The sequence below is a fragment of the Tateyamaria sp. LSS28 genome, from assembly GCF_059611725.1.
This window is the reverse complement of sequence record NZ_JCAPFI010000008.1, coordinates 113,074-139,748: the sequence shown is the minus strand read 5'-3', so window position 1 is coordinate 139,748 and position 26,675 is coordinate 113,074. Positions and strand designations below refer to the sequence as shown.

Below are 26,675 nucleotides of genomic sequence, written 5' to 3'. Positions count from 1 at the left end.
CTGTAGCGGGAAGTTACGCAGCGTCTAACGTGATGTTGGCGCTAACAACAAGGGTCTTTACGCCGCATCTGGTGTTTTCCTGATATGCTCGCGCCATAGGGTGAAGAGGCCGGACGCAATGATGATTGCCACGCCGATCAGCGTCAACATGTCGGGTGCTTCGGAAAAGATCAGAACGCCGATGATCAGTGCAAACACCATCCGCGTATAGCGAAATGGCGTGACGAAACTGACGTCGCCCATACGCATCGCCATAACGATGAAGCGGTAAGAGATCGCGCCGATGACCGACGCAATGGCAAGCAGGCCCCATTCGTTCGCGGTGGGCGCAACGAAACTGGTGCCCGATGCCAGCATGAGACCCATACCCGTAGGCACAAGTAACGCGAAGGCTACGAAGCTGAGTTGAAGGGCCGACAGAGTCGCGGGCACCTGGCGCGTGGCCAGATCGCGGATGGACAGGCCGATCATGCCCTGAACCGCGAACAAAACGTTCCAATCAAAACCCTCGAGCCCTGGTCGCACGATCAGTAGAACGCCGCAGAGCCCAACTATGATGGCTGCCCAACGCCGCCAACCCACCGGTTCCGCTAGGAAAATAGCGGCACCGAGGGTGACCATCAGCGGTGTCGTCTGCAAGATGGCGGAGGCCGTCGCCAATGGCACCAGCACGAGCGCTGTCACAAAGCCCAAGGAACCAATCACTTCACCTGCGTTGCGGATCAGCATCGCGCGACCCAGCAGTGCGCGGCTGACCAATGGCTGTCCCTGCCGTACGCAAGCGCCCGCCATGATGAGCGCGCCGCCTGCGCCCAGAAGGGCCAGCAACTGCCCAACCGGGATCGCACCGCCCAGAAGTTTGATGAACATGTCTTCGATGGCGAAACACAGCATCGCCAGAACCATCAGCCCGGCGCCACGCAAGTTGTCCATATGGTGGTGCCCTTAGTCTTTTGGCCGATATGCCGGGTTTATTCTGGTCGCGCATATAGCGGCGACAAAGATGAAGAAGAATGTGCTTGTTTACTGGCGCTTGCGCGGCACGCCGTAAAGTTCCAGCCTGTGGCCACGCAACTCATAACCCAGCTTTTCGGCAATCTTTTCCTGCAGGGCTTCGATTTCCGCATCGACGAACTCGATCACTTCGCCAGAGTTCATGTCGATGAGGTGATCATGGTGTTCACGTTCCGCGTCTTCGTACCGGGCGCGACCGTCTCCGAATTCCAGCTTGTCGAGTATGCCAGCCTCTTCGAACAATTTGACAGTCCGGTACACCGTGGCGATGGAAATGCCGGGGTCGACGGCGCTCGCGCGATTGTACAGCTCTTCGACATCCGGGTGGTCGTCGGACTCTTCAAGCACCTGGGCAATGATCCGGCGGGGCTGGGTCATGCGCAGCCCCTTGGCTTCGCTGCGGTCGCGGATACTGGCACGATTTGCTGTCATGCCGTGGGGTTTAACGAAGCTTGCAGGCGGGGGCAATTGCGGTTGACGCTGGTATGGTATGGGTTCACTGGGGGGCATGAGCGATTTTGACATGATGAACCTGCCCGCGGACCTTGCGAAACGCGTGGCTGAGATGGGCTTGACCCAACCGACACCTATTCAGGCGCAGGCGATCCCGCACGCGTTGAACGGGCGTGATGTGATGGGGTTGGCCCAGACGGGTACAGGCAAGACAGCTGCCTTCGGCATTCCCTTGATTGCAAGGTTAATGGAAGAGGGCGGACGCGCTGCCCCGAAGACCGCGCGCGGCTTGATCCTCGCGCCGACACGGGAGCTGGCTGGCCAGATCGCGCAAGTGCTGCGGGCCATGACCCAGATGCGTGTGCAGATCGTGGTGGGTGGTGTGTCGATCAACCCGCAAATCCAGCGGTTGGCAAAGGGGGCCGACATTCTGGTGGCAACCCCGGGGCGTTTGCTGGATCTTGTTGAGCGCAAGGCTGTCAAGCTTGAGCATACCGGGTTCCTCGTTCTGGACGAGGCGGACCAGATGCTGGACCTTGGTTTTGTTCATGCCTTGCGCAAGATCGCATCGCTGATGGGAGATGACCGTCAGACCATGCTGTTTTCGGCCACGATGCCAAAGCAGATGAACGAGATTGCACAATCCTATCTGCAAGAGCCCATGCGGATCGAAGTGAACCCACCGGGCAAGGCGGCCGACAAGGTCACCCAAGGGGTGCATTTCATCGCCAAAGCCGAAAAATCGGCACTTCTGATTGAACTACTCGACAAACATCGGGAAAACCGAGCATTGGTTTTCACCCGCACCAAGCATGGAGCGGATCGTTTGGCGCGGGCGCTGGAACGCAAGGGATTTGCCGTGGCAGCCATTCATGGCGACAAGCGCCAGGGTCAGCGGGAACGTGCCCTTGCGGCGTTCAAGGCGCGCGAGGTGCGTGTGCTGGTTGCAACTGATGTAGCCGCCCGCGGATTGGATATTCCGGACGTCAAATTCGTCTACAACTATGAACTGCCAAACGTGCCCGAAGCCTATGTGCACCGGATCGGTCGCACGGCGCGGGCGGGCAAGGACGGATCTGCCGTGGCGTTCTGTGCGCCCGAAGAGATGGATCATCTCAAGGACATTCAGAAGGTCATGAAAATGACCATTCCTGTCCTGTCGGGCCGTGCGTGGGAACCGATGGCGGATCCCAACGCGAAGCCTGCAGGTGGTCGGGGAGGTGGCGGGCGCGGCCGTCCGGGCGGCAAGCCCGGTGGTGGGCGACCCGGTGCGCCAGGTACGTCCAAACCGTCGAACCGTAGGCGTCGGAAGCCGAAGCCCAAGGGGCCGCGCACCTGATATGCCTGGTTGCTCAGGCGTAAAGTGAGGGTACGCCCAGCTGCGCGTGGATGTCGTTTACGCTTGCTGCGTCCATCCCAAGCGCTTGCGCAAGGCCATGCAGGTACTTTGCCTCGGCCTGTGAATCGAGATCGATGGCAAGGACCGACATGGCATAGACCTGCGGGCCCATACCATTTGGAACGTCTCGGGCGAGGGCGGTTGCATCGACATCCCGTTGCATCTCTGTGCGGAGAAAAGCGGCCTCTTCCGCATCCACGTCGCCACCCAACTGGCCCATCAGCTTTTCCTGTTCGGCATCGTCCAGCTGGCCGTCGGACTTGGCCGCCTGGATCATTGCACGCAGCATAAGGGCAGCGGCGGCCTCTTGATCTGCCGTCGGTTCAATCGGGTCTTCTGGCGTTTGGTCGAAGTTGGAGTTCAGAACCTGACCGAAGCTTGCGCCATTGTCGGCTGGCCGTTTGGCCATAGCACCGCCCAAGGCACCTAGAAGGCCACCTGCGCCTGCGCCACCGGCCAGACCGCCGAGCATACCCTGCAGTCCCTGACCTTGGCCGCCTGCGCCGCCAAGCCCCTCGAGCAAGCCGCCAAGCCCGCCCATGCCGCCGGTGGAGCCAGCGCCTTGCGCGCCGCCCATCAGGCCGCCCAACATGTCTTGTAGACCCGCACCGCCCTGAGTTTGGCCACCGCTCAGACCACCCAGCAAGCCGCCAAGGCCACCGCCAGCCGATGCTCCGCCGGACCCGCTGCGATTTTGCATCATCGCGCTTGCGCCCTTGGCCACCGCAACACCGATGGCCACTTTAGCCAGTGTTTTCATCAAGCTCATGTTTGTTCTCCATCTCCCCGGGAATCGTTGCGGCCCAGTCTTGCATAGAATGCTGACCAAACGGGGGGGAATGTTCGTGGCCGATTGACATTGACCTGTAAACCGGCCGTTCTGCGCCGATGACTCGAAAGTCGCATATCGACCTGATTGGTGCCGTGGCGCTGACGCTGTTTTCGTTGAACCTTGGGTTCAATCAGGTCGTTATCAAAGTCTCGAATGCAGGATTTCAGCCCGTCTTTCTTGCTGGTTTGCGTTCGCTTGGGGCGCTTGTGCTGCTGGGGCTTTGGATGTGGGCGCGCGGGATCCCATTGCGTCTGCCAGCCGAGGGCAGAACGGGCGGCATCGTCGCGGGTGTCCTGTTCGCAGTTGAGTTCATCTGCCTGTTTTTAGCTTTGGACCTGACCAGCGTCGCGCGGACGTCGATCCTGTTTTACTCGATGCCGGTCTGGTTGGCTGTGGCTGCACATGTGCTGCTTCCGGGGGAACAGCTGAATGGTGTGCGCCTGATTGGCCTTGCCTTTGCGATGGGCGGCGTCGTTTTGGCACTAGCGGATCGTGACGCGGGGCAGGGCAACCTGCTGGGAGATGCCTTTGCCCTTGGGGCGGCGCTGTGCTGGGCCGGTATTGCCCTGTGCGTGCGTGTCACTCCGCTGAGCCGTATTCCCGCAGAACAACAACTTTTCTGGCAATTGCTCATATCAGCCCCGGTTTTGCTGATCCTTGCGCCGGCTTTCGGTCCGCTTTTGCGGGATCTGGAGGTGATCCACGTTGTCGGTCTTGCCTACCAGATCGTGTTTATCGCGAGCTTCGGGTTTCTATTCTGGTTTTTCCTGATGAAGATTTATCCCGCATCTGGGGTTGCGTCGTTCAGCTTTCTGTCGCCTGTCTTTGCCGTGGTCCTTGGCTGGTTGATCCTAGGCGAAGATATCACGGCAACCATATGGGCAGCACTTGCATTGGTGGCCGTGGGATTGGTGCTGATCAACAGGCGTTAAGTGCCGCAAAACGTGGCTGGCACAATCTCGGCTTGCGTTGGCGGGCGACGCAGATCGTCAAACTCATCTGGCAAGTCATACGGTTTCGCCAACGCCGCCATGAGCCGTTCGAAAGGAGCCATATCGTCCGAAACGGCGGCCTCGATCATCGTCTCGATGCGATGGTTGCGCGGAATGATCCGGGGGTTTGTGCGTTGCATCAAGTCCATGTCAGGGCCGCGCTGCGCCCAGCGTTTCGCCCACGCGTCAAACGCGTCGCGGTTGGTGAACTGATCGCGGGCTGCTTCTGCGTTCAGGGCTGCAAACGTGTTGGTAAAGTCAGCGCCGTCCGTCTGCATGAGGTTCAGAAGATCTTCGATCATGGACTGATCATCTGCAGTGACATCGGCGAGGCCGAGCTTGGCCCCGAAGCGGCGCAACCATGCGTCTTCCAACTGCTGCGGCATGGCGTGAACGATGGCTGTCGCATCCTTTACAGCCTGATCCTTGTCATCAAGCAGCTGGATCAATGCCGTCGCCAACTGCGCCATGTTCCAAACGGCGATGCGGGGCTGGTTGCCAAATGCATAGCGCCCCATTTGGTCGATGGACGAGAACACACGGCCCTCGTGAAAGGCATCCATGAACGCGCACGGTCCATAGTCGATCGTTTCGCCAGAGATCGTGCAGTTGTCGGTGTTCATCACGCCATGAATGAAGCCGACAGACATCCACGCAGCGACAAGTTCGGATTGCACAGCGCACACGGAGCTGAGCAAACCCATGGGGCCATCTGCGTCAGGGTGATGGCGCGCGATGGCATAGTCGGCCAGTGTGCGTAATTCGTCGATCTGCCCGCGATGGGCAAAGATTTGAAAGGTCCCGACGCGTAGATGGCTGGATGCGACGCGGGTGAGGACAGCGCCGGGCAGGGCACCTTGTTCGCGGTACACCGGCTCGCCCGTTGCGACAGCCGCAAGTGCGCGCGTTGTGGGAATGCCAAGGGCATGCATGGCCTCGCTAACAACATATTCGCGCAAGACCGGGCCGAGCCAAGCCCGCCCGTCGCCCATGCGGGAGTAGGGGGTGGGACCTGATCCCTTGAGCTGTATGTCGCGGCGTTGCCCATGGGTGTCGACCACTTCACCCAGCAGGATAGCCCGCCCGTCGCCTAATTGCGGGTTATAGTTGCCGAATTGGTGCCCGGCATAAAGCTGTGCCAGCGGTGCCGCCCCGTCGGGGACGCGGGATCCAGCGAACACGGTGGGGTCGGTGCCTTCAATCCCCAACTCGGCAGCGAGTTTTTCGTTCCATGCCAGCATTTGCGCGTCTTTGACGGGTGTTGGGTCAAGACGGCTGAAAAACCCACTCGGTAGGGTGGCGTAGCTGTTATCGAAGGGGATGTGTAAGCTCATGGTCATGAGATAGGCGGCGATGCACCGCGTGACTAGAGCATACGTGTCATCAGGTGGTATCCATCACGCAGACGGAAACCAGCCCGGGCGTAGAGACGCTGTGCAGTGATGTTGTCGGATGCGACTTCGAGATGAAGGGCTTTGACGCCAGCACCCCCTAAAGCGCGGGGCAGGGCCAACAGCACCTCGGTGGCAATGCCGCGACCGCGCACGCCGGGTCGAATGAATATTTCGTCAACGAACCCATCCATTCCACCGAATTCGATCGACCAGCCGAAGGTGACCACAACATATCCAATGGGCGCACGCGGCGGACCAATCAGATATGCGGCCCCATGCGGGATACCATCCAACAGCGGTTGCAACCCGGCAGCCCGCGCGTCGTCAGACAGGGTGATCCCTTCTTCTGCGTGAAAAGCAGCAACCAACGCATCAAGCCGTGCAAAATGCTCTGGCGTAGCAAGGGTGAGTGCGGCGCTCACAGTCGGGCCAACCGTTCGGTCAACAAACCAAAGAAGCCATCCGCGTCTATATCGCCCATGAACATGGCATTCGCAGGCCTGCCAGTTACGCGCCACCAATCCGCGACGGTCATTCCCATGGTAAGATCTGACGACGTCTCAACCTCAACGTTGACATGCCGCCCAGTGAACAGGTCCGGCCGGATCAGATAGGCCGTGACACAGGGATCGTGCAGTGGCGCCCCGGCAGAGCCGTATTTTTCTTTGTCGAACCGCTCAAAGAAGTCGGTCATCTCGGCCACCGCTACGCCAACGGGTGTGCCCAAAGCGCGAAAGGCGTCGTTGCGTGGTTTTGTCACCAGTGCCTTGTGCGTAACATCCAACGGCATGACGACGATATCGACGCCACTTTTAAAAACGATATCAGCGGCTTCGGGATCGACATAAATGTTGAATTCAGCGGTGGGGGTAATGTTGCCAACTTCAAAATACGCCCCGCCCATCAGCACGATTTTCTGAACCTTCTCAACGATGTCCGGGGCGCGTTGAAAGGCTGTCGCGACGTTCGTCAACGGACCCAAGGGGCACAGGGTTATGGTGCCAGTATCATGAGCGCGCACCGTTTCGATGATGAAGTCGACGGCGTGCTGTTCCTGCAGGGGCATTTGGGGGTCCGGCAAACTTGGCCCGTCCAGCCCGGTCTTGCCGTGAACATGCTCTGCCGTCACGAGGTCTCGACCAAGGGGCCGGTCACATCCGGCAAATACCGGAACATCAGTTTTGCCAGCCAATTCGCATATAATGCGGGCATTTTTCGCTGTCAGTTCAAGCGGAACATTGCCCGCAACAGCCGTGATCCCCAACACATCGACATCTTCCGGGCTGGCCAGAGCCAGCAGAATTGCGACCGCATCATCCTGTCCGGGATCCGTGTCAATGATGATCTTGCGGGGTGCCATGGTCTCTCCAGCCAATTTCCGCGCAACGTGGCCTCTTTGGCAACTCTTGTCCAGAAGCGGCGAACAGCCGTGCGCAAAACCTTGCGTGACGCGGGGTGGCTGGCGTAAGGGCAAATATTATGGCTGATGCTCCGATCTATATCCACGCTGGCGCGCATCGCACGGGCACTTCGTCTTTCCAGATGTGTTTGCATGAGAACTGGCAGTTATTGGATCGCCAGGGATGGACAACCGCTTATCCTGGGCGTGATGGCAACCCTTCGGGAGAGTTGGCGCTGCGCCTTCCGTCCGGTCATCGCGTTGATCACGCTGCCGCCGCGATCAAGGCCAAGCTGGGTCTGGACGCCTATCGGGATGGCCGTCCAGTCATCTTGTCCGAGGAGAATATTCCCGGTCGCATGTTTCACTTTCTGCAAGGTCAATTCTATCCTTTTGCAGAGATGCGCTGCACCGCTTTACGGGCGGCATGGACAGGTCCAATTGCGCATTTGATGCTCGTCGTACGCCCATATGACCAGCTGTTTGAATCCGCTTTCCGTAAACGTGCCGAAGATAATGAAATGTCAGACTTCTGCGACGTAAGCGGTAACTACATGAATATGGACAGAGGGTGGCCCGACCTTGTCCAACTGATGCAAGACATATTGAGGCCCGAAGCCATAACAGTTGTCCCCTACGAGGCGCGTGGAACCAGCACAGATTTGCTCAAGCGGCTTGTGCCAAGCCTCTCGGGAGAGGAGTTGGTGGAACCTCAGCGCATCTTGAACCAAAGTGCCACCGATGCGGCCTTGGAAGCGCTTCAAGTCCGGTATCGTCGCGGTGAAAACCTGTCGCGCAGCGATTGGCAGGCGGTTATCAGTCAGTATGCGGGTGAAACGGCAAAGACTGGCTTTGCTGCATTCAGTGAGGATGAAAAAGCAGAACTTTCGGCGCGCTACGCATCAGACTTGAAGCAGATCGAGTGGATGACGAGCGTCAATTTCGCCTAGTGCGTTCAGCAGCCTTTGCCGCGTCCCATAGCATGTCCATTTCTTCGAGCGTGCTGTCTTGCGGCGCGTGTCCCCTGGCCGCAAGTGCCGCTTCGATCGTAGTGAACCGGCGTGTGAACTTTGCATTTGTGCGTCGCAAGGCTTCCTCCGGCTCAACCCCAAGGTGGCGGGCAAGGTTGGCAACGACGAACAGCAAGTCGCCCATCTCGTTCACCATTTCCTCGTGGTCCATCCTGTCTCGGGCCTCGACCAGCTCGGCGGCTTCTTCCTTGATCTTGTCCAGCACCTGCGCTGTCTCTGGCCAATCAAAGCCCACACGGGCGGCGCGCTTTTGCAGCTTCACAGCACGCAGAAGTGCGGGCAGGTTGGGTGCCACGCCATCCAGTGCCCCTTTTTGCGCCTTGCCAGCGCGTTCCGCGGCTTTGATGGCTTCCCAGTCGCGGGTTTGCTGTTCCGATGATTTGTCACGAGACTCGTCACCGAAGACGTGAGGGTGACGGTCCACCATCTTGTTCGAGATGTTGGTCACAACAGACTGAAAGCTGAAATGTCCGGCCTCTTCCCCCATGGCCGTGTGATACACCGATTGCAGCAGCAGATCGCCCAGTTCGCCCTCAAGCTCACCCCAATCCTCACGCTCAATCGCATCGGCAACTTCGTAGGCTTCTTCGATGGTGTAGGGCGCGATGGAGCGAAAGGTTTGCTCAACGTCCCAAGGGCAGCCCGTTTCCGGGTCACGCAGGCGGCGCATGATTTCCAAAAGCCGTTCGATGCCCGCCGTTTGATCGTGGATCAGATCGTCACCCATTGCAGCCCCTCGCGGTTTCAGGTTTGCTGACATGTGACGTATCTCAGGGACCGGAGTCCACCCATGCCCATCATCAACCGCATCGGCGATCTTGCGCCCGACATGGCCGCGTGGCGGCAGCACCTGCATTCGATCCCTGAACTGTCCTTTGATTGTCCCAAGACGTCAGCGTTCATCAAAGAACGGCTGGCCGAGATCGGTGTGGATGAAGTGCATCCCGGCATCGCGCAGACAGGCATCGTTGCCATTATCAACGGCCAAGGGGACGGTCCGACGATTGGCTTGCGCGCGGATTTCGATGCTTTGCCCATCGAAGAGGAAACCGGAGTTGACTATGCCTCAACCCATCCAGGAAGGATGCACGCCTGTGGTCACGACGGACATACTGCGATGCTGCTTGGGACAGCGAAGTACCTGACCGAAACGCGGAATTTCTCGGGCCGGGTCGCGCTGATCTTTCAACCTGCCGAGGAAGATGGCGGGGGCGGCGAGGTCATGGTGCAGGAGGGTATCATGGAGCGTTTCGAGATCAACGAGGTCTATGCAATCCACAACGCCCCCGGAAAGGATTTCGGCAAGTTCCACACGCGCGGCGGACCGATCATGGCCGCAGCGGACACGTTTCATATCCATATCACCGGCAAAGGTGGTCATGCGGCACGGCCCCATGACACGGTCGATCCGGTGGTTGCGGCATGCGCGATTGTCACGGCCCTGCAGACCATCGTCAGCCGCAATCAAAAGCCGCTGGACCAGTTGGTGATTTCCACCACACAGATTCATACCGGAACCACGGACAATGTGATCCCCGAGACCGCCTATATCAACGGCACCGTCCGCACCTTCAGTAAAGAGGTGCAGGCAATGGCTGTAAGTCGCATGGAGGCGGTCGTTGAGGGCACCGCGGCAGCCTATGGGTGCGAGGCCAAGCTAGAGCTCGAATTTGGCTATCCCCCAACGGTCAACGATGCGGACAAGGCAGAGTTCGCAGCGCGCATCGCCGCCGATGTCGCGGGGGAGCCGGGGGTTGATCCAGATGTCGAGCCCGTCATGGGCGCCGAGGATTTCTCGTACATGCTGGAGGCGCGGCCTGGCGCTTATCTGATGCTAGGGCAGGGTGACGGCGCAGGCGTTCACCACCCGAAATACAATTTCAATGACGAGATTGCGCCCATCGGCGCATCGTTCTTTGCGCGCCTTGTCGAAACAGCGCAGCCGGTGGGGCGCTGATGGCCCTGGAAGATGCAAAGAACCAGATGGATCATGCGTTTACACGTGATGATCCGCGCGGGCCGTCGTCTGAACTGACCTTTGGCGGGGCAACATCCTTTTTGCGAAGGCGCTACACCAAGGATCTGACTGATGTGGATATCGCAGTGACCGGTGTGCCGTTTGATCAGGCGGTTACGAACCGGCCGGGCACCCGGTTGGGCCCTCGCGCGATCCGCGAGGCATCGAGCCTGCAGGCACCGGATGCGCCCTATGGCTGGCCTTTTGACGTCCTTAGCGAACGTACGATCATCGACTATGGTGATGTGGCCTTTGATTACGCCAACATCCCTGCCTTCCCGGATACGCTGACCGCCCATATTCGCGGTATTCTGGACGCCGGTGCCGCGAGCGTGGTGCTTGGGGGGGATCACTACATATCTTTCCCCATTCTCAAGGCATATGCAGAAAAACACGGGCCGATGTCCCTGATCCAGATCGACGCGCATACGGACACATGGGCCGATGATGACATGAGCCGGGTGGATCATGGCACCATGTTCTACAAGGCGGTGAAATCCGGCATCGTGGATCCTGCGACCTCGGTTCAGATCGGCATTCGCACCACGAACGAGGACACGCTTGGCGTCAACATCATCGACGCCCCCGAATTTCATCGCATTGGGCCCGCTGCAGCGGCTGAGCGCGCGCGTGAGATCGTTGGCGGCAGACCCGTCTATCTGAGCTTTGATATCGACGGACTTGACCCTGCATTTGCCCCCGGCACAGGAACGCCCGTGTGGGGTGGCCTGAGTTCGGCGCAGGCAGCGGCCTTGCTGCGCGGGCTTGCCGGGATCAACATTCAAGGCGGTGATGTTGTCGAGGTGTCCCCACCTTTTGATACAACCGGGGCTACTGCCATCGCGGGCGCGCATGTCGCGACCGAAATTTGCCAGCTTTTGGGATGGAGGATGCGCGGTGGCGCCTAAGAATCAACCGCTCAGCGGCAATGACCTGGCTCGGTTCTCGGGTCCCAACACATTCATGCGTCTGCCGTTCTCGAATGAATTGCACAAGCTGGACGTGGCTGTTCTGGGCGTGCCGATGGACATTGGCACCTCCTGGCGGTCGGGCACACGGTTTGGTCCCAAGCAGGTTCGATCGGAATCTGCGATGATCCGCCCCTACAATCTGCAAACAGGGGCAGCACCATTTGACAATCTGCATGTCGCAGACATTGGTGACCTGGCTATCAATACATTCTCTCTTAGTGACAGTTTACGCATCATTGCAGAGAGTTATGAGGCGATCTTGAATTACGATGCGATCCCCCTGGCGATCGGTGGCGATCATTCGATCACACTCCCGATTCTTCGGGCAATTGCCAAGCGGCACGGGCCTGTCGCGTTGATCCACGTCGACGCCCATGCGGATGTGAACGACGAAATGTTCGGCGAACGGGAAACCCATGGAACAGTCTTTCGACGCGCCTATGAAGAAGAGTTGATCCAACCTTCAAAGGTCTATCAGGTTGGGTTGCGCGGTACCGGATACACGGCCGAGGATTTCACTGAAGCGCAGGGGTGGGGGTTCCAACAGTTTCCTGCACATGAGCTGTGGGGGCGCGATCTGGGTCAATTGGGCGCGGAGATCAGGCGTGATATCGGCAGCGTACCAACCTATGTCACCTATGACATAGACAGCCTTGATCCAGCTTTTGCTCCGGGTACGGGCACACCTGAGATTGGTGGATTGACGACTCCGCAGGCACTGCAGTTGATACGGGCGTTCAAGGGTTTGAACATTGTGGGCTGTGATCTTGTAGAAGTTTCGCCACCCTACGATACCTCGGGCAACACTGCCCTGACCGGGGCAAATATTCTGTACGAACTGTTGTGTGTCCTTCCGGGTGTTACCTACCGTTGAGCCGAAAACATCCCGATCGGGAGCCATCATGCGGGATTGAAGGAGTGAAATGAAGTTCGCAATGTATACCACTGTTTTAATTTGTATTGTTTTGGTGGGGTTGCTTGCTTTCGTACGCCTGGCACCGACCGATCCTGCGCGGTGGCATGTGCTCATTGCCGAGACGAACAGTCAGAACATGGTGGGCGGTGCAATCCGCGTCGTAGAGGCTGACGATATGGCTTTCGCACGCGTTGATGCTGCCGCGCGCGCTCTGTCTCGCACCCAAGTTGTCGCCGGCTCTGTTGACGAAGGACGCGTGACGTATGTGACTCGGTCCAAATGGATTGGTTTTCCTGACTATACGACGGTCGAATACAGCGACGGCCTACTAAAGATGCACGCCAGACTGCGGTTTGGCCGTTCAGATTTTGGCGTCAACAGGGAACGATTGCAGCGGTTGCTGGCTGCCGCCCAAGAGGGATGAGCTGAGGCACCCTTCTTGAACTTCACGCCACATGGGCGAATTCAGAGACATCTGGCATTGCGCCATGAACATACGCCCATCCACCTGAAGACAGATGGTTTGACCTAACTCGACTCGGGCGCCGGATTTGTCGGTGCAATAACACTCGACCGTCTTGCCAGAAGGTGAGGTGACATCCGCCAACGTCGGGCTGGCCATGAGCAAGAATATCAAGGCGTTACGCATCATGGCGCGCAATATAGCACACCCGGCCCCTTGACCAATACCCTGCCTTGGATCAAACCGACGTTATGATCCCCCAAGACCGCCTTATCCAGATCACCCAGCGCTTTCAGTATCTTGAAGCCGCCATGGCCGATGGGTCAGGCGACATCGCCGCATTGGCCAAGGAATACTCTGACCTCAAACCTGTTGTTGATCGGATCGAAGCCTATCAGCAGATCGTGACGGACATGGAAGAGGCCGAGCTGATGCTGTCCGACCCGGACATGGCTGAACTGGCCGAAGAAGAGCTGCCGCGACTCAAGGCGGCGTTGCCGGATGCGGAGGCCGCTTTGCAACTTGCCCTGCTCCCAAAGGATGCAGCGGACGCGCGGCCTGCCATGCTGGAAATCCGTCCGGGCACCGGAGGAGACGAGGCCGCGCTTTTTGCGGGAGACCTCTTGCGCATGTACCAGCGCTATGCCGAGGCGCGGGGCTGGAAGATCGACATTGTCGAAGAGCAGGCCACCGAACTTGGCGGCATCAAAGAGGTTGTGGCCCACATCACCGGCGACAATGTCTTTGCCCGAATGAAGTATGAAAGCGGGGTGCACCGGGTGCAGCGGGTGCCAACGACCGAAAGCGGAGGGCGCATCCATACTTCGGCTGCGACCGTTGCGGTTCTGCCAGAGGCTGAGGACGTCGATATCGAAATTGCATCGCAAGACATTCGAATCGACACCATGCGATCCTCCGGGGCGGGCGGGCAACACGTGAACACAACCGACAGTGCCGTGCGCATCACGCACCTGCCCACAGGTATTGTCGTGACCAGTTCCGAGAAATCGCAGCACCGCAATCGCGACAAGGCCATGCAGGTTTTGCGGGCGCGGCTCTATGATCTGGAGCGGTCCCGCGTTGACAGTGAACGATCCGCTGACCGCGCCGCGCAGGTGGGGTCTGGCGACCGGTCCGAGCGCATTCGCACCTACAACTTTCCGCAAGGGCGCATGACCGATCACCGGATCAACCTGACGCTCTACAAGCTGGACCAGGTGATGCAGGGTGATCTGGACGAGGTGATTGACGCACTTACCGCGGACGCACAGGCCCGTCTGATGGCCGAGATGGGCACGTGACCACCGCCGCCGAAGCCATGGTGGCCGCCACGGCGCGGCTGCGCGCAGCGGGTGTGCCGGACCCTGCGCGGGATGCGCGTGTGCTGCTGGCGCATGCGGCGCAAGTCGATGCCGCCCGCATCACACTCATTGCCCCAGAGGACATCGCGCCTGACATAGCGGACCGCTATGACCATCTGATTGCCTTGCGCGCAGTGCGGGTGCCTGTCAGCCACCTGATAGGTGAGCGCGAATTCTATGGCCGCCGTTTCAAGATCAGTGCCGATGTGTTGGACCCTCGGCCTGAAACCGAAACGCTGGTCGAAGCGGCATTGAGCGAAGACTTCGAACGTGTTTTGGATCTTGGCACTGGGTCAGGCTGTTTGCTGGTGACGTTGCTGGCGGAACGCGAGAATGCCATTGGGGTGGGCGTCGATCTGTCTGAAGCGGCATGTTTGCAGGCGTCTGCGAATGTTGCGCTACACGAGGTCGCGTCACGTGCCCAGATCAAGCAGGGGGATTGGTTCGATCCCGTCGATGGTCGTTTTGACCTAATTGTGGCGAATCCTCCTTATCTTTCTGCTTTCGAGATGGAGGAGGTGTCGCCCGAGTTGCGCGAGCACGAACCGCGCATGGCACTCACCGATGAGGGCGACGGGCTGTCGGCCTATCGAACGATTGCAGACCAAGCAGGTAGCTATCTGACGGCCAATGGCCGTGTTCTGTGCGAGATTGGTTGGCAACAGGGCGCTGAAGTGCGCACCATTTTTGAACGGAGCGGGTGGGGTACTGTGGACGTGTTGCCAGACTTGGATGGACGCGACCGTGTCATTCTTGCGCGGAATCCAGCATGAAACGATCAAAAATAGCGAAAATTTGGCTTTAACCCTTGTCGGCGGGCCATGTCCGTGCTTATTCATTTATCAGACGCAGATGCACCGGCTTCTGCCTTGCAACAGCGTCCCATCCACAAGATCGCCAAGAGACTGTGACACGCAACCAAGATGATGCGGCACGGGCGATCACAAAGAGTTATGCCAGAGAGCCATATATATCCATGAAGTCTTCGAGATCACGGTCCCGGTCCAAGAACAACCGCAACCGCAATTCCGGTGGGGGTGGCGGCAACGTCGTCAACCGCGTGTTCGACAGTTCCGGCCCGGAGGGCAAGGTCCGCGGTACGCCGCAACAGATCATTGACAAGTACAACCAGTTGGCGCGCGACGCACAGCTGTCTGGTGACCGCGTCGCGACTGAGAACTTTCAGCAGCATGCAGAGCACTATCTGCGGATGCTGGCCGAAGCCCAACGCGAGATTGAGGCGCGCCGTGAAGAGCAGGAGCGCCAGAACCGCGAGCGTCAGGCAGAGCGTGATCGTGAGCGCTCCTCTCGGCAAGAGCAGGAAGCGAGTGCCGATCCTGCGCAGGCCCCGCAGCCCGACATTGTCGAACCTGCGGGAGAAACCGGGTTGGTCGAAACACCGGAAAGCCAACCCAAGCCCAAGCCGAAATCAACGCGCAGCCGCTCGCGCAAGCCCAAGGCCGAACCGGTTGCCGAGCAGCCTGAGGCGCCGCAACCCGATGCGGATGGGCCAGCGCCTGAAGCGGCAGAGTAAGCTTTGCTTCCGATTTGAAACGAGGCGCGCCGGCGGCGTGCCTTTTTCGTTTCAGCCCTTGGCCACTTCACGTGCAAGGGCGCAGAAACCTTCAAGTGGCACTTGTTCCGCCCGATCCGTTGGCTTGATGCCCGCGGCAAGCAACCGATCTTCGATGTCGGGCGCCGTGCCCTTCAAAGCAGCGCGCAGCATCTTGCGTCTTTGGTTAAAGGCGGCGGCGACGACGCGGCTCAGGACAGCGGCGTCCGCGTCGAACCTTGGCGCAGGCAGGGCAGTCAGGTGGACAACTGCGCTGGATACTTTGGGGGGTGGCGTAAATGCCTCCGGTGGCAGCGACAGGACGATCCGGGCATCAGACCGCCACTGCGCCAGGACGGCCAAGCGGCCATATGCCTTCGATCCGGGCTGCGCGACGATACGCTCCGCTACTTCGCGCTGGAACATTAGCGTCAAAGACTGCCAGAAGGGTGGCCAGGTAGGGGGCGTGAGCCAGCGAACCAAAAGTTCGGTGCCGACGTTATAGGGCAGGTTGGCAGCCACCCTGATCGGTGGCGTCAGATGTTCAAGCGGATCGATATCCAGCGCGTCACCTTCGATGACCTGCAACTGACCGGGATAGCGGTCAGCGATTTCGGCGAGGGCGGGCAGGCAGCGCGCGTCCTTTTCAATGGCAAGAACCTTGCGCGCGCCTTCGGACAACAGGCCGCGGGTCAGACCGCCGGGGCCGGGGCCGATCTCGAGTACGTCAGACCCGCTCAAGTCTCCGGCTTGCCGCGCGATCTTGGCTGTCAGGTTCAGGTCCAGAAGAAAATTCTGCCCAAGCGACTTGCGCGCGCTCAGCCCATGGGTCGCGATCACATCGCGCAAGGGCGGCAGATCATCAATGGCACTCATGTGCCACTTGCCATTTGATACGCCAGCTTGATTGCTTCGATCATGCTGGTGGGATTGGCCATATCGCGTCCTGCAATGTCAAAGGCGGTGCCGTGGTCTGGCGAGGTCCGGATGATGGGCAGGCCCAGCGTTACGTTGACGCCGCGATCAAAGTCCAATGTCTTGATTGGGATCAGGGCCTGATCATGGTACATGCACACGGCAGCGTCATAGCGGCGACGCGCTGCGGCATGAAACATTGTATCGGCAGGCCATGGGCCGGTGACATTGATACCATCCGCTGCCATATCGGCAACCAGTGCCGTGATCCACTCCACTTCCTGAGTACCCATGGCCCCGCCTTCGCCTGCGTGGGGGTTTAGACCAGCGACTGCTATGCGCGGCTCAAGGATGTGAAATTGATCCCGGAGTGATTGTGCGGTGATCATGATTGTCTCGCGCAACAGGTCTGGCGTCAGAGTTGTGCGCACATCTTCAAGGGCGATGTGGATCGTTGTCGGGACAACGCGCAACGCGTCTGATGCCAACATCATCACGGGGCGTGGTGCTTGTGTCAGAGCGGCCAAGTACTCGGTGTGGCCCGGGTATGCGAAACATGCGCCGTCCATTAGAGCTTTCTTGTGGATGGGGGCCGTGCACAACGCAGATGCCTCGCCGCTTGTTACCAGATCGACCCCCCGTGCGATCACGTCGATGACACCCTGCGCGTTTTCCAGATTTGGGTGACCCGGTGTCGCGCTGGTGGGGAAATCGTGACGCAAGACAGGAAGCGCCTTAGTACCTACAGCGTCAGCGCATTCCGTAACTTCGGTCCACTGTGTGTCGCCGGGTAGGTGACGGGGATCACCGATCCAAATCATGGGTACGTCATGTTGCAGAGCGGCCCACGCTTTGGCCGCAATTTCCGGGCCAATACCCGCGGGTTCGCCACAGCAGATGGCGACCGGAGCCGTGGTCATTCGAGGATGCGTATGTCGGCTTCCGCACGCAGGTCTGCCAGCAGCGTTTCAGCAAACGCGTTCAGACGCTGATTTCGCAACTGGTTGGCGATCGCATTACGGTCAATTTCCTGATCTTCCTCCAACGCCGGTGTGCGGCCACAGAGCATCAGGAACACCAATGTATTGCCCCCGGCGCGGGTCAATGCAGTCGAAACTTCGCCCGGATCGAGTTTTGACAGCTCGATCGCGATGTCATCCGGGATCTCTTCGGGCGGCAGGCTGCCGCGATCCAGCACATTCTCAGGCTGGCCCTGCGCTATGCCATATAGGTCATCGCAGCGATCCACACTGGCGGAAATGGCACGGGCCCGTGACAAACCTTCCGGCGTGCGACCGCCATTGATGTAATATGCCGCGTATTCAATGGACGAAAACGTTTGTTGAGGCGCTTCAGTTTCACGGATGTCACGCAGTTGGAAAAGCGCCACCGCGTTAGGAATCTGAAGCGGAGCCGTGACCTGGCCCGGGCCAAGCGCCAAGAGCAGGGGACGTAACACAGGTGGCAAATCACTGATTGGGGTCCAGGGCAAACGGCCCCCGGCACCGCGCGAAGCCGTTGCGGAGACGCGGCGCGCAAAGTTGGAAAACTCGGCTTCCGACGTGGTTTGCGCAATGATTTCCGCTTGTTCCAGTACCCGCTCTGCCTCTGCTGGCGGGGCGGGAATGATGATCTCGGACACCAGAACCTCAATGCCGGAATTGCCGCGCGCACTGGCAACAGCGCGATCAATTTCACGGTCATCGATCTGTACCCGGTTGCCGTAGCGGGCGCGGATGTAGTCGCGCCACACCAGAGACACGTTCACGAAGTCGCGGAATGTTTCTTCCGCGATGCCTTCGCTGGCGAGACCTTGAACAAATTCCTCGGTCGAAAGCTCAGCGCGTGCTGCGAAGTCGCTTAGCCCCTGTGCCAGCTCTTCCGAGGACAAAACGATGCCAGCCTGACGCGTTTCAGTCTCGCGGAGGCGGTCCCGGATCAGTTCTTCGATGACTTCCGTCCGGCTGCTACCACTGGCGCCCAATATCCTTAGAAAGCGCTGCCGCTGTTGCACTTCAAATTCCGAGATGACGCGCTGGTCCACCTCCGCCACAGGGGCAAATAGGTTCTGTGCAGATACCTGAACTGTGCAAAGTGCCAAGGCACATGCCGCAATCACCGATTGCCGAATTCTCTTACCGCTCATTTCGCCCGCTTTCCGCATGATCGTGTTTCCACCCGGTCCCCGGTGTTGACCGAAAACCCGCGCAAGGACACTGTTAACCCCAGACTGGTCGAGGGCTCAAGAGTTGTCGAGTCCGCGAAGCTGCGATTGATTGACAACCCCACGCGTACGCATTCATTTGAATAGGCAATTCCGGCCCCTGCAGTCGCGGCGCGACCTTCCTCAAGATCGTAACGCCAGTTCGCACTTGCCGTCCAGAAGCGGTCAATCTTGTACGACCCGTCAAATGTGACCTCACCAATGGGGGAAGGTAAATCGATGTCCGTATCTTCCGAGATCCAGACATAGCTGCCACCAACATCCACACGAGTGTTGCTCCAATCACCCCGCACTTCGGCCTTGGCCACATCAAAGCTCTCGTTAAACAATGTGCGACCCGACATGGCAAAACCACCTTCGAATTCCAGTTTCCCGGCCAGCAGGAAATCGGAGGCGGTGCCGGAAAGCCCGGAGGTGTCATTGAAATCGGCTTGTGCCTCTTCCCGCAGCACCTGGGCCGCCGTGATGGTCGCGGACCATCCGTTCGGATCAAGCCGCGCCCAAGTGCCGCCATAGGCGACAGCCCAGCCCCGTTCCCGTCTGTCCGGTGCCGGAAAGCGGCTGAGCGACAGCAGGTTGCCTTCGTCAAACTCGACGCGCGTGCTTTCCTCATTCGGGACGTTCAGACCATCGCCGCCGACCCATGACAACTGAACCAGCGGCTCAAAGAATTGCCTTACCCCGTTGTTTCCACGGCGCACGAGCGGATAGCGCAAAGTCACACCAACCTTTGGTGCCAACCCATTATCTTCGTCGAAGGTTATGTCATCGCTCACCCGGATAATGTCACCAGCGATACCCAGATCGGTTTGTACTTGTAACCCACCCAGTTGGTACGTGCGCAACCACTCTGCTTCGAAATTGAAACGCAAGACATCACGCCCATCCACGATGCCATCCCCGTTGGCATCGAAGTTCACGTTTGAAGGGCGCTCGTGCCCATGCGCTTCCGCTGACAAGCGAATCTCACCCCCGATCAGGCTTGGGTGAAAGCGCCTTTCATAGAGCACATCAACAACATCCGATGGCAACAGGTCATCATCTTCATCATCCCGGAGCGACTTGAAGTTCACGTAAGAGAGTTGGATAAATTCGTCCCTGCGCGTGCGGGCTACCTGGATCGTGCTGTCGAGGCGGTCTTTGCCAAAAAAACCATAGTCATTGAGGTACGCATCGTCAGACACGGATTCGAGATCGAATTCGAGCACGAAGCCGCGATTCAACGCAAATTCGCCCGCGGCGAACAGGTATCCGCGTTTGTCATCGGGTTGCAGGTCATCGTCAGAATATGCGCCTTGTACGATGATACGACCGCGTTCGAATGCCTGACGATACCGGAATTCGAGTGTCCGTGTCTTGCCTGTCAGGTACGGAATCAGGGTCAGGTCTCTATGGTCGCCAATCTTGATGAAATAGGGAACTGCGAGCCCGTTACCCAAACGCGAATTTGACCGTATCTCGGGAAATAGGAAACCGGATGCCCGATCAAGTGTCGGGTCCGGAAGGCGAAGACGCGGCAAGTAGATGATTGGCGTGTTCCGTACCCGGATTTGCGCCCCGTCAAAGTAAAGCTGGCGCGCTTCTCGGTCATGCACAACACGCTTGGCCCTGATCTGCCAAAGGGGTGGGCGTGTGTCATTTTCGCATATACGGCAGGACGTGACGGCCGTCTTGTAGAGCTGGATGTACCGCCCGCCAACGCGGTTCATTTGCACCGATGCCAATTGCACCTGATCATTCAGCACAAGCCTTGCGCCCGTCAGCAGGCCGTTCTGAAGGTCTTCGCTCAGTTCTGCCTGGCTGGCCAGTATGACGATGCCCGCGCCATCATCGATTACGATAGGCCCGGTGATGGTCAGTGCCCCGGTGTCTCCGTTGTATTCGATGGACTGCGCGCTCAACCGTGTGGTGCCTTGGAATGCCTCAACATTGCCCCGGGCGATCAGTCGTCGATCACGAGTGACTTCAATATCATCTGCAACAAGGACAGCAGGGGCTGGTCGATCTGTCGGCGTCTCAGGTTGTGCCTGTGCGTTGGCGTATCCGGCCGCTCCCAGCAGAAGAATTACGGCGGTGACAATGTGTTTGATAGTCACCTGCACGTCACCCGTCCTCGGCCTGTAACAGAAGGCCCAGTGCCAGAAGAATGGAGGCCACAGGTGGTGCCCATGCCGCCAAAAGCACTGGTATCTGGCCATTTTCGCCCAGTATCTGTGCAAAGCTCCGGATGAAGTACAAACCAAACCCCAGCAACACTGCAGCCAGCACAGCCGTGCCGGTCCCCCCAAAGCGGGTATGGCGCATCGTGAACGCTGCGGCAACAAGAACCATGCCCATGAGGAAGATTGGGCGTGCGAGTTCGGATTGCATCCAGACCACATGCTTGCGTGCAGAAAATCCTGCCTGTTCCAGCTGCATGATGAACTCGGGCATATCCCAAATTGACACACCCGCCGGTGTGCCAAGACGTTCGCGTATGCCGTCGAGCGTTAGGGTTGAAGGAATCTCGAGGACATCCTGCTCGACTGCGTTTGCCTCTGGATTGATCCCGGTGGCCAGAGGCCAGGCTTTTGCATTGCGCAGCGACCACGCACCGTCCCGCAGTGCCGCGCTGCCTGCTTCGATTCGACGGACGGGTCCGCCATTCGGTGCGTAGGCAACGAATGTAACGTCATAAAGTACCGACGCATCTGCATTTGATCGCGCCGCACGGATAACGGTTTGGCCCGTTTCTCCACCTTGCCGGAGCCAAAGGCCTTCTTCTGAAATGGATACTGCAGATACACCACCTGAACGATAGGTTTCAGCGAGGGTTGCGTACTGCTTGGACGTGGCCGCAACGATAGGACCGAGTGTTGTGGTGGCCAGAACTCCAATAACGATAGAAACCGCCACCGGGCCAATAAGTGCGCGTATCGCGGACCGTCCTGCCGCACGTGTCACCACCAATTCGGATGACCTGGCGAGAGAAACAAAAAGGGCGATCGTACCGAGTATCATGATCAGAGGCAGGATCTGATTGAGCGTCTTCGGCACGTTGAGCATGGTCAGGCCGACCCTTTGACCAAACCCAACATCGAAATCCGCGAACTCACGGGTCTGATCGATGAGATCAACGAGAACAACAAGAGCGGTCAAAACTGCGGCGATCGTGAGCAGAGCCAGAGTAAAACGCCGCGCGAAGTAAAGGTGCAGGATCATGTAAAGCGTTCCCGCAATCTACGCAGCTTAAGGCCACCGCTCGACGAAACCCAAAGCAGCCCCGTGATCAGCGCCAGCCCTATGACTGAAGGCGTATAGAGGATCGGCCACATACGCGCATCTGCAAGCACTGGGCCAGACAACGTGCTGCGCATTCCGTCGAGTGCGATCAGCAAGAGAAAGGCGATGACGATCTCGCGCCAGACGCCAAAACGCGAATACCCACCAACAAGAAGCGTCGCGAAGCCGATCATAGCCGTGACAAAACAAAATGCGGCACGGGCGAAGCGGCTATGCAATTCTTCGGCGATCGAACCAGTTGTCGTTCCAAGAGAAGTCGCCAACAGATCCCAGTTGGTCAGCAATGCATCAGTGCGCAAGAATTGAAGTGACAGTGCGACTTGTTCATCGGTGCTCATCAGCGGCGAAATATCGAAGGAAAAATCTTGGAATTTCGCGGTTGAGAGCCGATTGTCAGACGTTGCAAGACGCTGAGCAAGCCCGTCCACCATAATCAGCGATGTGCCGTCGCCATTGCGTATGAGATATGCCTCGGCTGCTGTGTAGATCACGCGCTCATTCGGAGCGCGTCGATCTGCGAGGAACACGTCCTGCAGAACGCCGTCTTCGCCAATGGCACGGGTGTAAAAGGTAACGCCGCGAGTCGGGTTTAGGAACGCGCCCTCAGTCAACAGCCGCGACGTTACATTCCTTGATATTTCTGCCTCACGTTCCGACAGTTGCTGACTGGCGGCCGGGACAAGCATGTGGCTAAGAACGGACATCATCAACGCCGAAATCAAGCCGAAAACGGCTACCGGTCGCGCAAGCCTCCATGGGGATGATCCGGTGGACTGCATCACCGTCAGTTCACTCTCATTGTTCATGCGATTGGTAACGTAAACGGCCGCTGCAAAGGTTGCGATCGGCAGAACCGTGGTGATCAGGCGCGGCAGGCCAAGGGCCGAAAATTCCAGAAAAACCAGCGCTGTTTGTCCATCACCGATCAAGCGATCAAACAATTGCACGGCCTGGTTGATCCAGAATACGGCCACCAGCACAAGGGCGAAAAAGCCAAAGAGCCACAGAAGCTGTGACAACATATAGCGGTCGAACTTGACCAAGGGCCCCCCGGTTGTGTCTTTTTGTTACAGTTAGACGCGGCAGCGTGTGCCGCGAACCTAACTCAACGGATCGACGGGGAAAACTCCTAAACTGTCCATTGTGCTGGTCAGTCCGGCAGCGCCGGGTTACCTCTGTCTGAAACAAACCACCGGAGCATATGATGACTGACCTGACCCCCGTCACCTTCACCGCCACAGATTTGGATGCTCTTGCCGGGCACGAAGGGCGGGTGGCCGTTATTGTCACACCCGAAGGCAAGTTGGAGCAAAGCGCGCGTCGCGTGAACCGCCTAACCAAGGGGGCAATTCAACGGTTTGTCGACAGTGCTGCGTTTGAGAAGGTCAAAGCGGGGCAGGTTACGACCTTTGATTGGCCCGTTGGCCTGGCAGCAGAATCGCTCGACGTGATCTGCTTGGCGCGCAACCATTCCGTGGAAGATGCACGCAAGGCTGGTGCGGCCCTCGGGAAATTGCGCGGTGGCAAGGCTGCGCTGCTGGCTGCCGATGGTGCGCGGCGCGTCGCCGAGATCGTATTTGGACTGGTGATGCGTGATTACGACTTCTCAGCCCACAAGACCGATGCAGAGGTCAAGGACACCGGTGTGTTGGTCATGTGCTCAAAACCGGAAGACACCGAAGCAGCGGCAGGTCCGCTAATGGCAATTGCGGATGGCACCTTCATGACGCGCGATCTGGTAAATGAACCAGCCAATGTGCTGACCACGACCGAATTTGCAAATCGCCTGGCCGATATGAAGGACCTCGGGCTCGAGGTCGAGGTGCTGGAAGAGGCCGATCTGGAGCGACTGGGTATGCGCACGCTTTTGTCCGTGGGGCAGGGGTCAGACAGTCCATCCAAGGTAGTGGTCATGCAGTGGAACGGTGGGGCCAAGGACGCCGCACCGTTAGCGCTGGTCGGCAAAGGTGTTGTGTTTGATACCGGCGGTATCAGCCTGAAACCCGCAGCGGGCATGGAAGACATGACCATGGATATGGGTGGTGCCGGTGTCGTCGCAGGCACCATGCGCGCACTCGCCAAGCGCAAGGCCAAGGCCAATGTGGTCGGACTGGTCGGGTTGGTTGAAAACATGCCTTCCGGCAATGCGACCCGGCCCGGAGACGTCGTGACCTCGATGAAGGGGGACACCGTTGAGATCATCAATACCGATGCCGAGGGGCGCTTGGTACTGTGCGATGTGATGTGGTACGCGCAAGAGCGCTTTGAACCTGCAGGCATGATCGATCTGGCGACGCTTACCGGGGCGATCATCATTGGTTTGGGGCACGAGAACGCAGGCGTTTTTTCCAACAATGATGACCTCTGCAATTCTTTCCTGAAGGCAGCAGACAAAGAGCAGGAGGGCGCATGGCGCATGCCGTTGGGCAAAGCTTATGACGATCTGCTCAAGTCGCGGATTGCGGATATGAAAAATATCGGTGGTCGGCCTGCAGGCTCCGTCACGGCGGCGCAATTCCTGCAACGCTTTGTCAAACCCGAAACGCCTTGGATTCATCTGGACATTGCGGGCGTGGCATCCGTCAAGTCAGCGACCGCTTTTGCACCCGCCGGTGCGACCGGCTGGGGGGTGATGGCATTGAGCCGCCTTGTGGCCGATGGTTACGAGACGGAGTGATATGGGGGCCGCCTATTTCTATCACCTGACTCGGCGACCGCTTGAGGACACGCTGACCATGCTTCTGGGAAAATCCTTGCAAGCGGGTTGGCGTGTAGCCGTGCGTGGGCCTGATGTTGCTCGGTTGGGGTGGCTGGATGAAAAGCTGTGGCTGGGAGCAGATGAAGGTTTTCTGCCGCATGGAATGGCCGGTGGCCCGCATGATGCCGATCAGCCGGTTTTGCTGACCACCGGACCAGCGGCCAATGGGGCCACCTGCGTGATGAGTATCGATGGAGCAGAGGTGACTGCCGATGAGGTGGCCCAACTGGATCGGGTCTGCGTCCTGTTCGACGGGAATGATCCTGCTGCGCTGGACGTGGCCCGGTCCCAGTGGAAGGCGTTGAAGGGTGCAGGTGCATCCGCGCAATACTGGTCAGAAGAAAGTGGTCGGTGGGAGAAGAAGGCAGAGACCTGAACATGGCCGGTTTTTTTTGACAAAAGCATCGGGGCGGCCTAGCGGCTGAGCGTCATTTCTCCGCCCGCGATTTCGATGCGACCCCAGCGCTGCAGATATCCCATTCCGAGCAACGATTGATCAAGCGCACCGTCATTGACGACAGCAGGTACGTTGGTGTCCTCATGCGGACCGATGGCCACCGTATCAAGGCGTACAGGTGCTGTGCGCACCTCACCATTGGCCGTGGCGGCGCGACCAAGGAAGTTCAGGTTTGCCGGGTCTAGTCCGGCGGCAGCCGCATCTGCACGGTTCAGCACGATATCTGTCGCGCCGGTATCGATGATGAAATCGGTGGACTGACCGTTGATGTCGAGGGTCAGGTAGTAATGCCCGTCAAAGCTGCGCGGGATGGTGATGGTGCCGCTGTCATCAAACCGGGTCTGATTGACGAGCAAATCGTCCTGGATGTCGCCCCACAACCCTACAACCGCGACAGCGCCGATAAAGATCAGAGCCCAGATCGCTGCCATCTGCATCGTTTGCCCAAGCTTGAGTTTCGAGGTCAGAAGAAACCCGCCCCCCAACACCAACGCGAAGGTTCCAAGATAGACCAGTTGTGCAATGTTATCGCCGCTCATGGGTCACATATAAGCCAAGTGTTGGGGTTTGTTAGCCCGGCATCAGGCCGAAATTACTGAGACCATCCAGCACGAATTGAACCGAAAGCGCGGCCAGCAACATGCCGAGAAGGCGAGTCACAACCGTGATCCCTGTCTTTCCCAGCGCGCGTTCCAGTATGCCTGACGCAAGAAAGAGCACAAGACAAACGCCCAGTACGAGTGCGGTGATCGCCAAGACGAGTGCCAATCCCTCAACCCCCGGTTTCTGACCTGTCAGAAGGATGACCGATGCAATGGCACCGGGACCGGCGATCAGGGGGATTGCAAGGGGGAAGACCGAAGGGTCGTCATGATCTTCGTCGTCAGCTTGATCTTCGCGGCGCTTGGTCCGCCGTTCGAACAGCATGTCGAGTGCGGTGAGAAACAACAGAACACCACCTGCGACCCGGAACGCCGGCATCGAGATGCCGACAAAGCCCAGCACTGCCTCGCCAAACAGGGCGAAGACAATCAGGATGATCATGCCGATGCCGCAGGCTCGCACCGCTATCGCGCGGCGCTGGCGTTCGGGCACGCCTTAGGTCAGGGCCACGAAAAGCGGGGCAAGGCCGATGGGATCGATCACCACAAACATGGTCACGAAGGCGGTGATAAGGAAAGCGGTGTCTATCATCGTGTTTTCACATTGCGCGCCTTCGGCGCGTTTGATCCTTCTGGGATGAGG

The 26,675-nt window shown here is 58.7% G+C and carries 27 protein-coding genes and 1 pseudogene; 12 read left to right on the top strand and 16 right to left on the bottom strand.

Annotation, left to right across the window (positions count from 1 at the left end):
• Positions 1-57: 57 nt before the first annotated feature.
• Together AC53L6_RS21625 and AC53L6_RS21620 are read right to left on the bottom strand one after the other, a co-directional pair.
• Positions 58-933: a DMT family transporter gene (locus AC53L6_RS21625; RefSeq protein WP_496909337.1), complete on the bottom strand. Its 876-nt coding sequence runs from the start codon at positions 931-933 to the stop codon at positions 58-60.
• A 90-nt stretch (positions 934-1,023) separates the two neighbouring features.
• Positions 1,024-1,446 (bottom strand): Fur family transcriptional regulator, encoded by a 423-nt coding sequence (locus AC53L6_RS21620; RefSeq protein WP_299206952.1) that lies wholly within the window; start codon positions 1,444-1,446, stop codon positions 1,024-1,026.
• A gap of 76 nt (positions 1,447-1,522) precedes the next feature.
• Between AC53L6_RS21620 and AC53L6_RS21615 the strand changes: the two genes are divergently transcribed.
• The gene (locus AC53L6_RS21615) at positions 1,523-2,806 is read left to right on the top strand and encodes a DEAD/DEAH box helicase (RefSeq protein WP_472727854.1); all 1,284 of its coding nucleotides are present in this window, start codon (positions 1,523-1,525) and stop codon (positions 2,804-2,806) included.
• Positions 2,807-2,819: 13 nt separating this feature from the next.
• Here AC53L6_RS21615 and AC53L6_RS21610 read toward each other — a convergent pair whose 3' ends face one another.
• Positions 2,820-3,635: a tellurite resistance TerB family protein gene (locus AC53L6_RS21610; protein WP_496909336.1), complete on the bottom strand. Its 816-nt coding sequence runs from the start codon at positions 3,633-3,635 to the stop codon at positions 2,820-2,822.
• A 119-nt stretch (positions 3,636-3,754) separates the two neighbouring features.
• Here AC53L6_RS21610 and AC53L6_RS21605 point away from each other — a divergent pair, with 119 nt between their 5' ends.
• Positions 3,755-4,630 (top strand): DMT family transporter, encoded by an 876-nt coding sequence (locus tag AC53L6_RS21605; RefSeq protein WP_496909335.1) that lies wholly within the window; start codon positions 3,755-3,757, stop codon positions 4,628-4,630.
• On the opposite strand, the gene AC53L6_RS21600 is transcribed toward AC53L6_RS21605, so the two are convergent.
• The 3 genes from AC53L6_RS21600 to AC53L6_RS21590 are packed head-to-tail and all read right to left on the bottom strand — an operon-like array spanning position 4,627 to position 7,444.
• Positions 4,627-6,024: a protein adenylyltransferase SelO gene (locus AC53L6_RS21600; protein ID WP_496909367.1), complete on the bottom strand. Its 1,398-nt coding sequence runs from the start codon at positions 6,022-6,024 to the stop codon at positions 4,627-4,629. The genes AC53L6_RS21605 and AC53L6_RS21600 overlap by 4 nt on opposite strands.
• 32 nt (positions 6,025-6,056) lie before the next feature.
• Entirely contained in the window at positions 6,057-6,506 is a 450-nt protein-coding gene (locus tag AC53L6_RS21595) for a GNAT family N-acetyltransferase (protein ID WP_299206944.1), read from the bottom strand.
• Entirely contained in the window at positions 6,503-7,444 is a 942-nt protein-coding gene (locus AC53L6_RS21590; RefSeq protein WP_496909334.1) for a nucleoside hydrolase, read from the bottom strand. Before AC53L6_RS21590 ends, AC53L6_RS21595 begins: the two co-directional genes overlap by 4 nt.
• Positions 7,445-7,563: 119 nt before the next feature.
• On the opposite strand from AC53L6_RS21590, the gene AC53L6_RS21585 reads away from it, so the two are divergent.
• On the top strand, positions 7,564-8,433 hold the full coding sequence (locus AC53L6_RS21585; RefSeq protein WP_496909333.1) for a hypothetical protein: 870 nt from the start codon (positions 7,564-7,566) through the stop codon (positions 8,431-8,433).
• Here the strand turns inward: AC53L6_RS21585 and mazG are convergent.
• On the bottom strand, positions 8,420-9,241 hold the full coding sequence (gene mazG / locus AC53L6_RS21580; protein ID WP_496909332.1) for a nucleoside triphosphate pyrophosphohydrolase: 822 nt from the start codon (positions 9,239-9,241) through the stop codon (positions 8,420-8,422). The genes AC53L6_RS21585 and mazG overlap by 14 nt on opposite strands.
• Before the next feature lie 63 nt (positions 9,242-9,304).
• Here mazG and AC53L6_RS21575 point away from each other — a divergent pair, with 63 nt between their 5' ends.
• From AC53L6_RS21575 to AC53L6_RS21560, 4 genes are read left to right on the top strand one after another with little or no spacing between them, the layout of a single operon-like run.
• Positions 9,305-10,471, top strand: a complete 1,167-nt coding sequence (locus AC53L6_RS21575) for a M20 aminoacylase family protein (protein WP_496909331.1) — start codon at positions 9,305-9,307, stop codon at positions 10,469-10,471.
• Entirely contained in the window at positions 10,471-11,439 is a 969-nt protein-coding gene (gene speB / locus AC53L6_RS21570) for an agmatinase (RefSeq protein WP_496909330.1), read from the top strand. Before AC53L6_RS21575 ends, speB (AC53L6_RS21570) begins: the two co-directional genes overlap by 1 nt.
• On the top strand, positions 11,429-12,376 hold the full coding sequence (gene speB, locus AC53L6_RS21565) for an agmatinase (protein ID WP_496909366.1): 948 nt from the start codon (positions 11,429-11,431) through the stop codon (positions 12,374-12,376). Before speB (AC53L6_RS21570) ends, speB (AC53L6_RS21565) begins: the two co-directional genes overlap by 11 nt.
• 49 nt (positions 12,377-12,425) lie before the next feature.
• Entirely contained in the window at positions 12,426-12,842 is a 417-nt protein-coding gene (locus AC53L6_RS21560; RefSeq protein WP_496909329.1) for a DUF1499 domain-containing protein, read from the top strand.
• Here AC53L6_RS21560 and AC53L6_RS21555 read toward each other — a convergent pair.
• Entirely contained in the window at positions 12,780-13,070 is a 291-nt protein-coding gene (locus tag AC53L6_RS21555; protein ID WP_299206930.1) for a hypothetical protein, read from the bottom strand. The genes AC53L6_RS21560 and AC53L6_RS21555 overlap by 63 nt on opposite strands.
• Before the next feature lie 62 nt (positions 13,071-13,132).
• On the opposite strand from AC53L6_RS21555, the gene prfA reads away from it, so the two are divergent.
• From prfA to AC53L6_RS21540, 3 genes are all read left to right on the top strand, one after another.
• Positions 13,133-14,182 carry a peptide chain release factor 1 gene (gene prfA, locus AC53L6_RS21550; protein WP_496909328.1) on the top strand — a complete coding sequence of 350 codons (1,050 nt, stop codon included), beginning with the start codon at positions 13,133-13,135 and terminating at the stop codon, positions 14,180-14,182.
• A gap of 17 nt (positions 14,183-14,199) precedes the next feature.
• A complete protein-coding gene (gene prmC, locus AC53L6_RS21545; protein ID WP_299207149.1) occupies positions 14,200-15,015 on the top strand; it encodes a peptide chain release factor N(5)-glutamine methyltransferase in 816 nt (271 codons plus the stop codon).
• Between the two features lie 203 nt (positions 15,016-15,218).
• On the top strand, positions 15,219-15,776 hold the full coding sequence (locus AC53L6_RS21540) for a DUF4167 domain-containing protein (protein ID WP_299206926.1): 558 nt from the start codon (positions 15,219-15,221) through the stop codon (positions 15,774-15,776).
• Positions 15,777-15,827: 51 nt separating this feature from the next.
• Here the strand turns inward: AC53L6_RS21540 and rsmA are convergent, their stop codons facing one another.
• The 6 genes from rsmA to lptF are packed head-to-tail and all read right to left on the bottom strand — an operon-like array spanning position 15,828 to position 23,258.
• Complete coding sequence (gene rsmA, locus AC53L6_RS21535; RefSeq protein WP_496909327.1) at positions 15,828-16,670, bottom strand: 16S rRNA (adenine(1518)-N(6)/adenine(1519)-N(6))-dimethyltransferase RsmA; 843 nt, start codon at positions 16,668-16,670, stop codon at positions 15,828-15,830.
• Positions 16,667-17,629, bottom strand: a complete 963-nt coding sequence (pdxA, locus tag AC53L6_RS21530) for a 4-hydroxythreonine-4-phosphate dehydrogenase PdxA (protein ID WP_496909326.1) — start codon at positions 17,627-17,629, stop codon at positions 16,667-16,669. Before pdxA ends, rsmA begins: the two co-directional genes overlap by 4 nt.
• Positions 17,626-18,855, bottom strand: a complete 1,230-nt coding sequence (locus AC53L6_RS21525) for a peptidylprolyl isomerase (protein ID WP_299605734.1) — start codon at positions 18,853-18,855, stop codon at positions 17,626-17,628. The genes pdxA and AC53L6_RS21525 overlap by 4 nt, the downstream gene beginning before the upstream one ends.
• Positions 18,852-21,035 (bottom strand): LPS-assembly protein LptD, encoded by a 2,184-nt coding sequence (locus AC53L6_RS21520; protein WP_496909325.1) that lies wholly within the window; start codon positions 21,033-21,035, stop codon positions 18,852-18,854. Before AC53L6_RS21520 ends, AC53L6_RS21525 begins: the two co-directional genes overlap by 4 nt.
• 1 nt (position 21,036) lies before the next feature.
• Positions 21,037-22,134 (bottom strand): LPS export ABC transporter permease LptG, encoded by a 1,098-nt coding sequence (gene lptG / locus AC53L6_RS21515; RefSeq protein ID WP_496909324.1) that lies wholly within the window; start codon positions 22,132-22,134, stop codon positions 21,037-21,039.
• Complete coding sequence (gene lptF / locus AC53L6_RS21510) at positions 22,131-23,258, bottom strand: LPS export ABC transporter permease LptF (RefSeq protein ID WP_299748878.1); 1,128 nt, start codon at positions 23,256-23,258, stop codon at positions 22,131-22,133. Before lptF ends, lptG begins: the two co-directional genes overlap by 4 nt.
• Before the next feature lie 161 nt (positions 23,259-23,419).
• Here lptF and AC53L6_RS21505 point away from each other — a divergent pair, with 161 nt between their 5' ends.
• Both AC53L6_RS21505 and AC53L6_RS21500 read left to right on the top strand, forming a co-directional pair.
• Positions 23,420-24,892: a leucyl aminopeptidase gene (locus AC53L6_RS21505; protein WP_496909323.1), complete on the top strand. Its 1,473-nt coding sequence runs from the start codon at positions 23,420-23,422 to the stop codon at positions 24,890-24,892.
• A 1-nt stretch (position 24,893) separates the two neighbouring features.
• On the top strand, positions 24,894-25,349 hold the full coding sequence (locus tag AC53L6_RS21500) for a DNA polymerase III subunit chi (RefSeq protein ID WP_496909322.1): 456 nt from the start codon (positions 24,894-24,896) through the stop codon (positions 25,347-25,349).
• Between the two features lie 38 nt (positions 25,350-25,387).
• On the opposite strand, the gene AC53L6_RS21495 is transcribed toward AC53L6_RS21500, so the two are convergent.
• Positions 25,388-25,969, bottom strand: coding sequence for a retropepsin-like aspartic protease family protein (locus tag AC53L6_RS21495; RefSeq protein ID WP_496909321.1), 582 nt, complete (start codon positions 25,967-25,969; stop codon positions 25,388-25,390).
• A gap of 31 nt (positions 25,970-26,000) precedes the next feature.
• Positions 26,001-26,624: pseudogene (locus AC53L6_RS21490) on the bottom strand (MarC family protein).
• Positions 26,625-26,675: the final 51 nt, after the last annotated feature.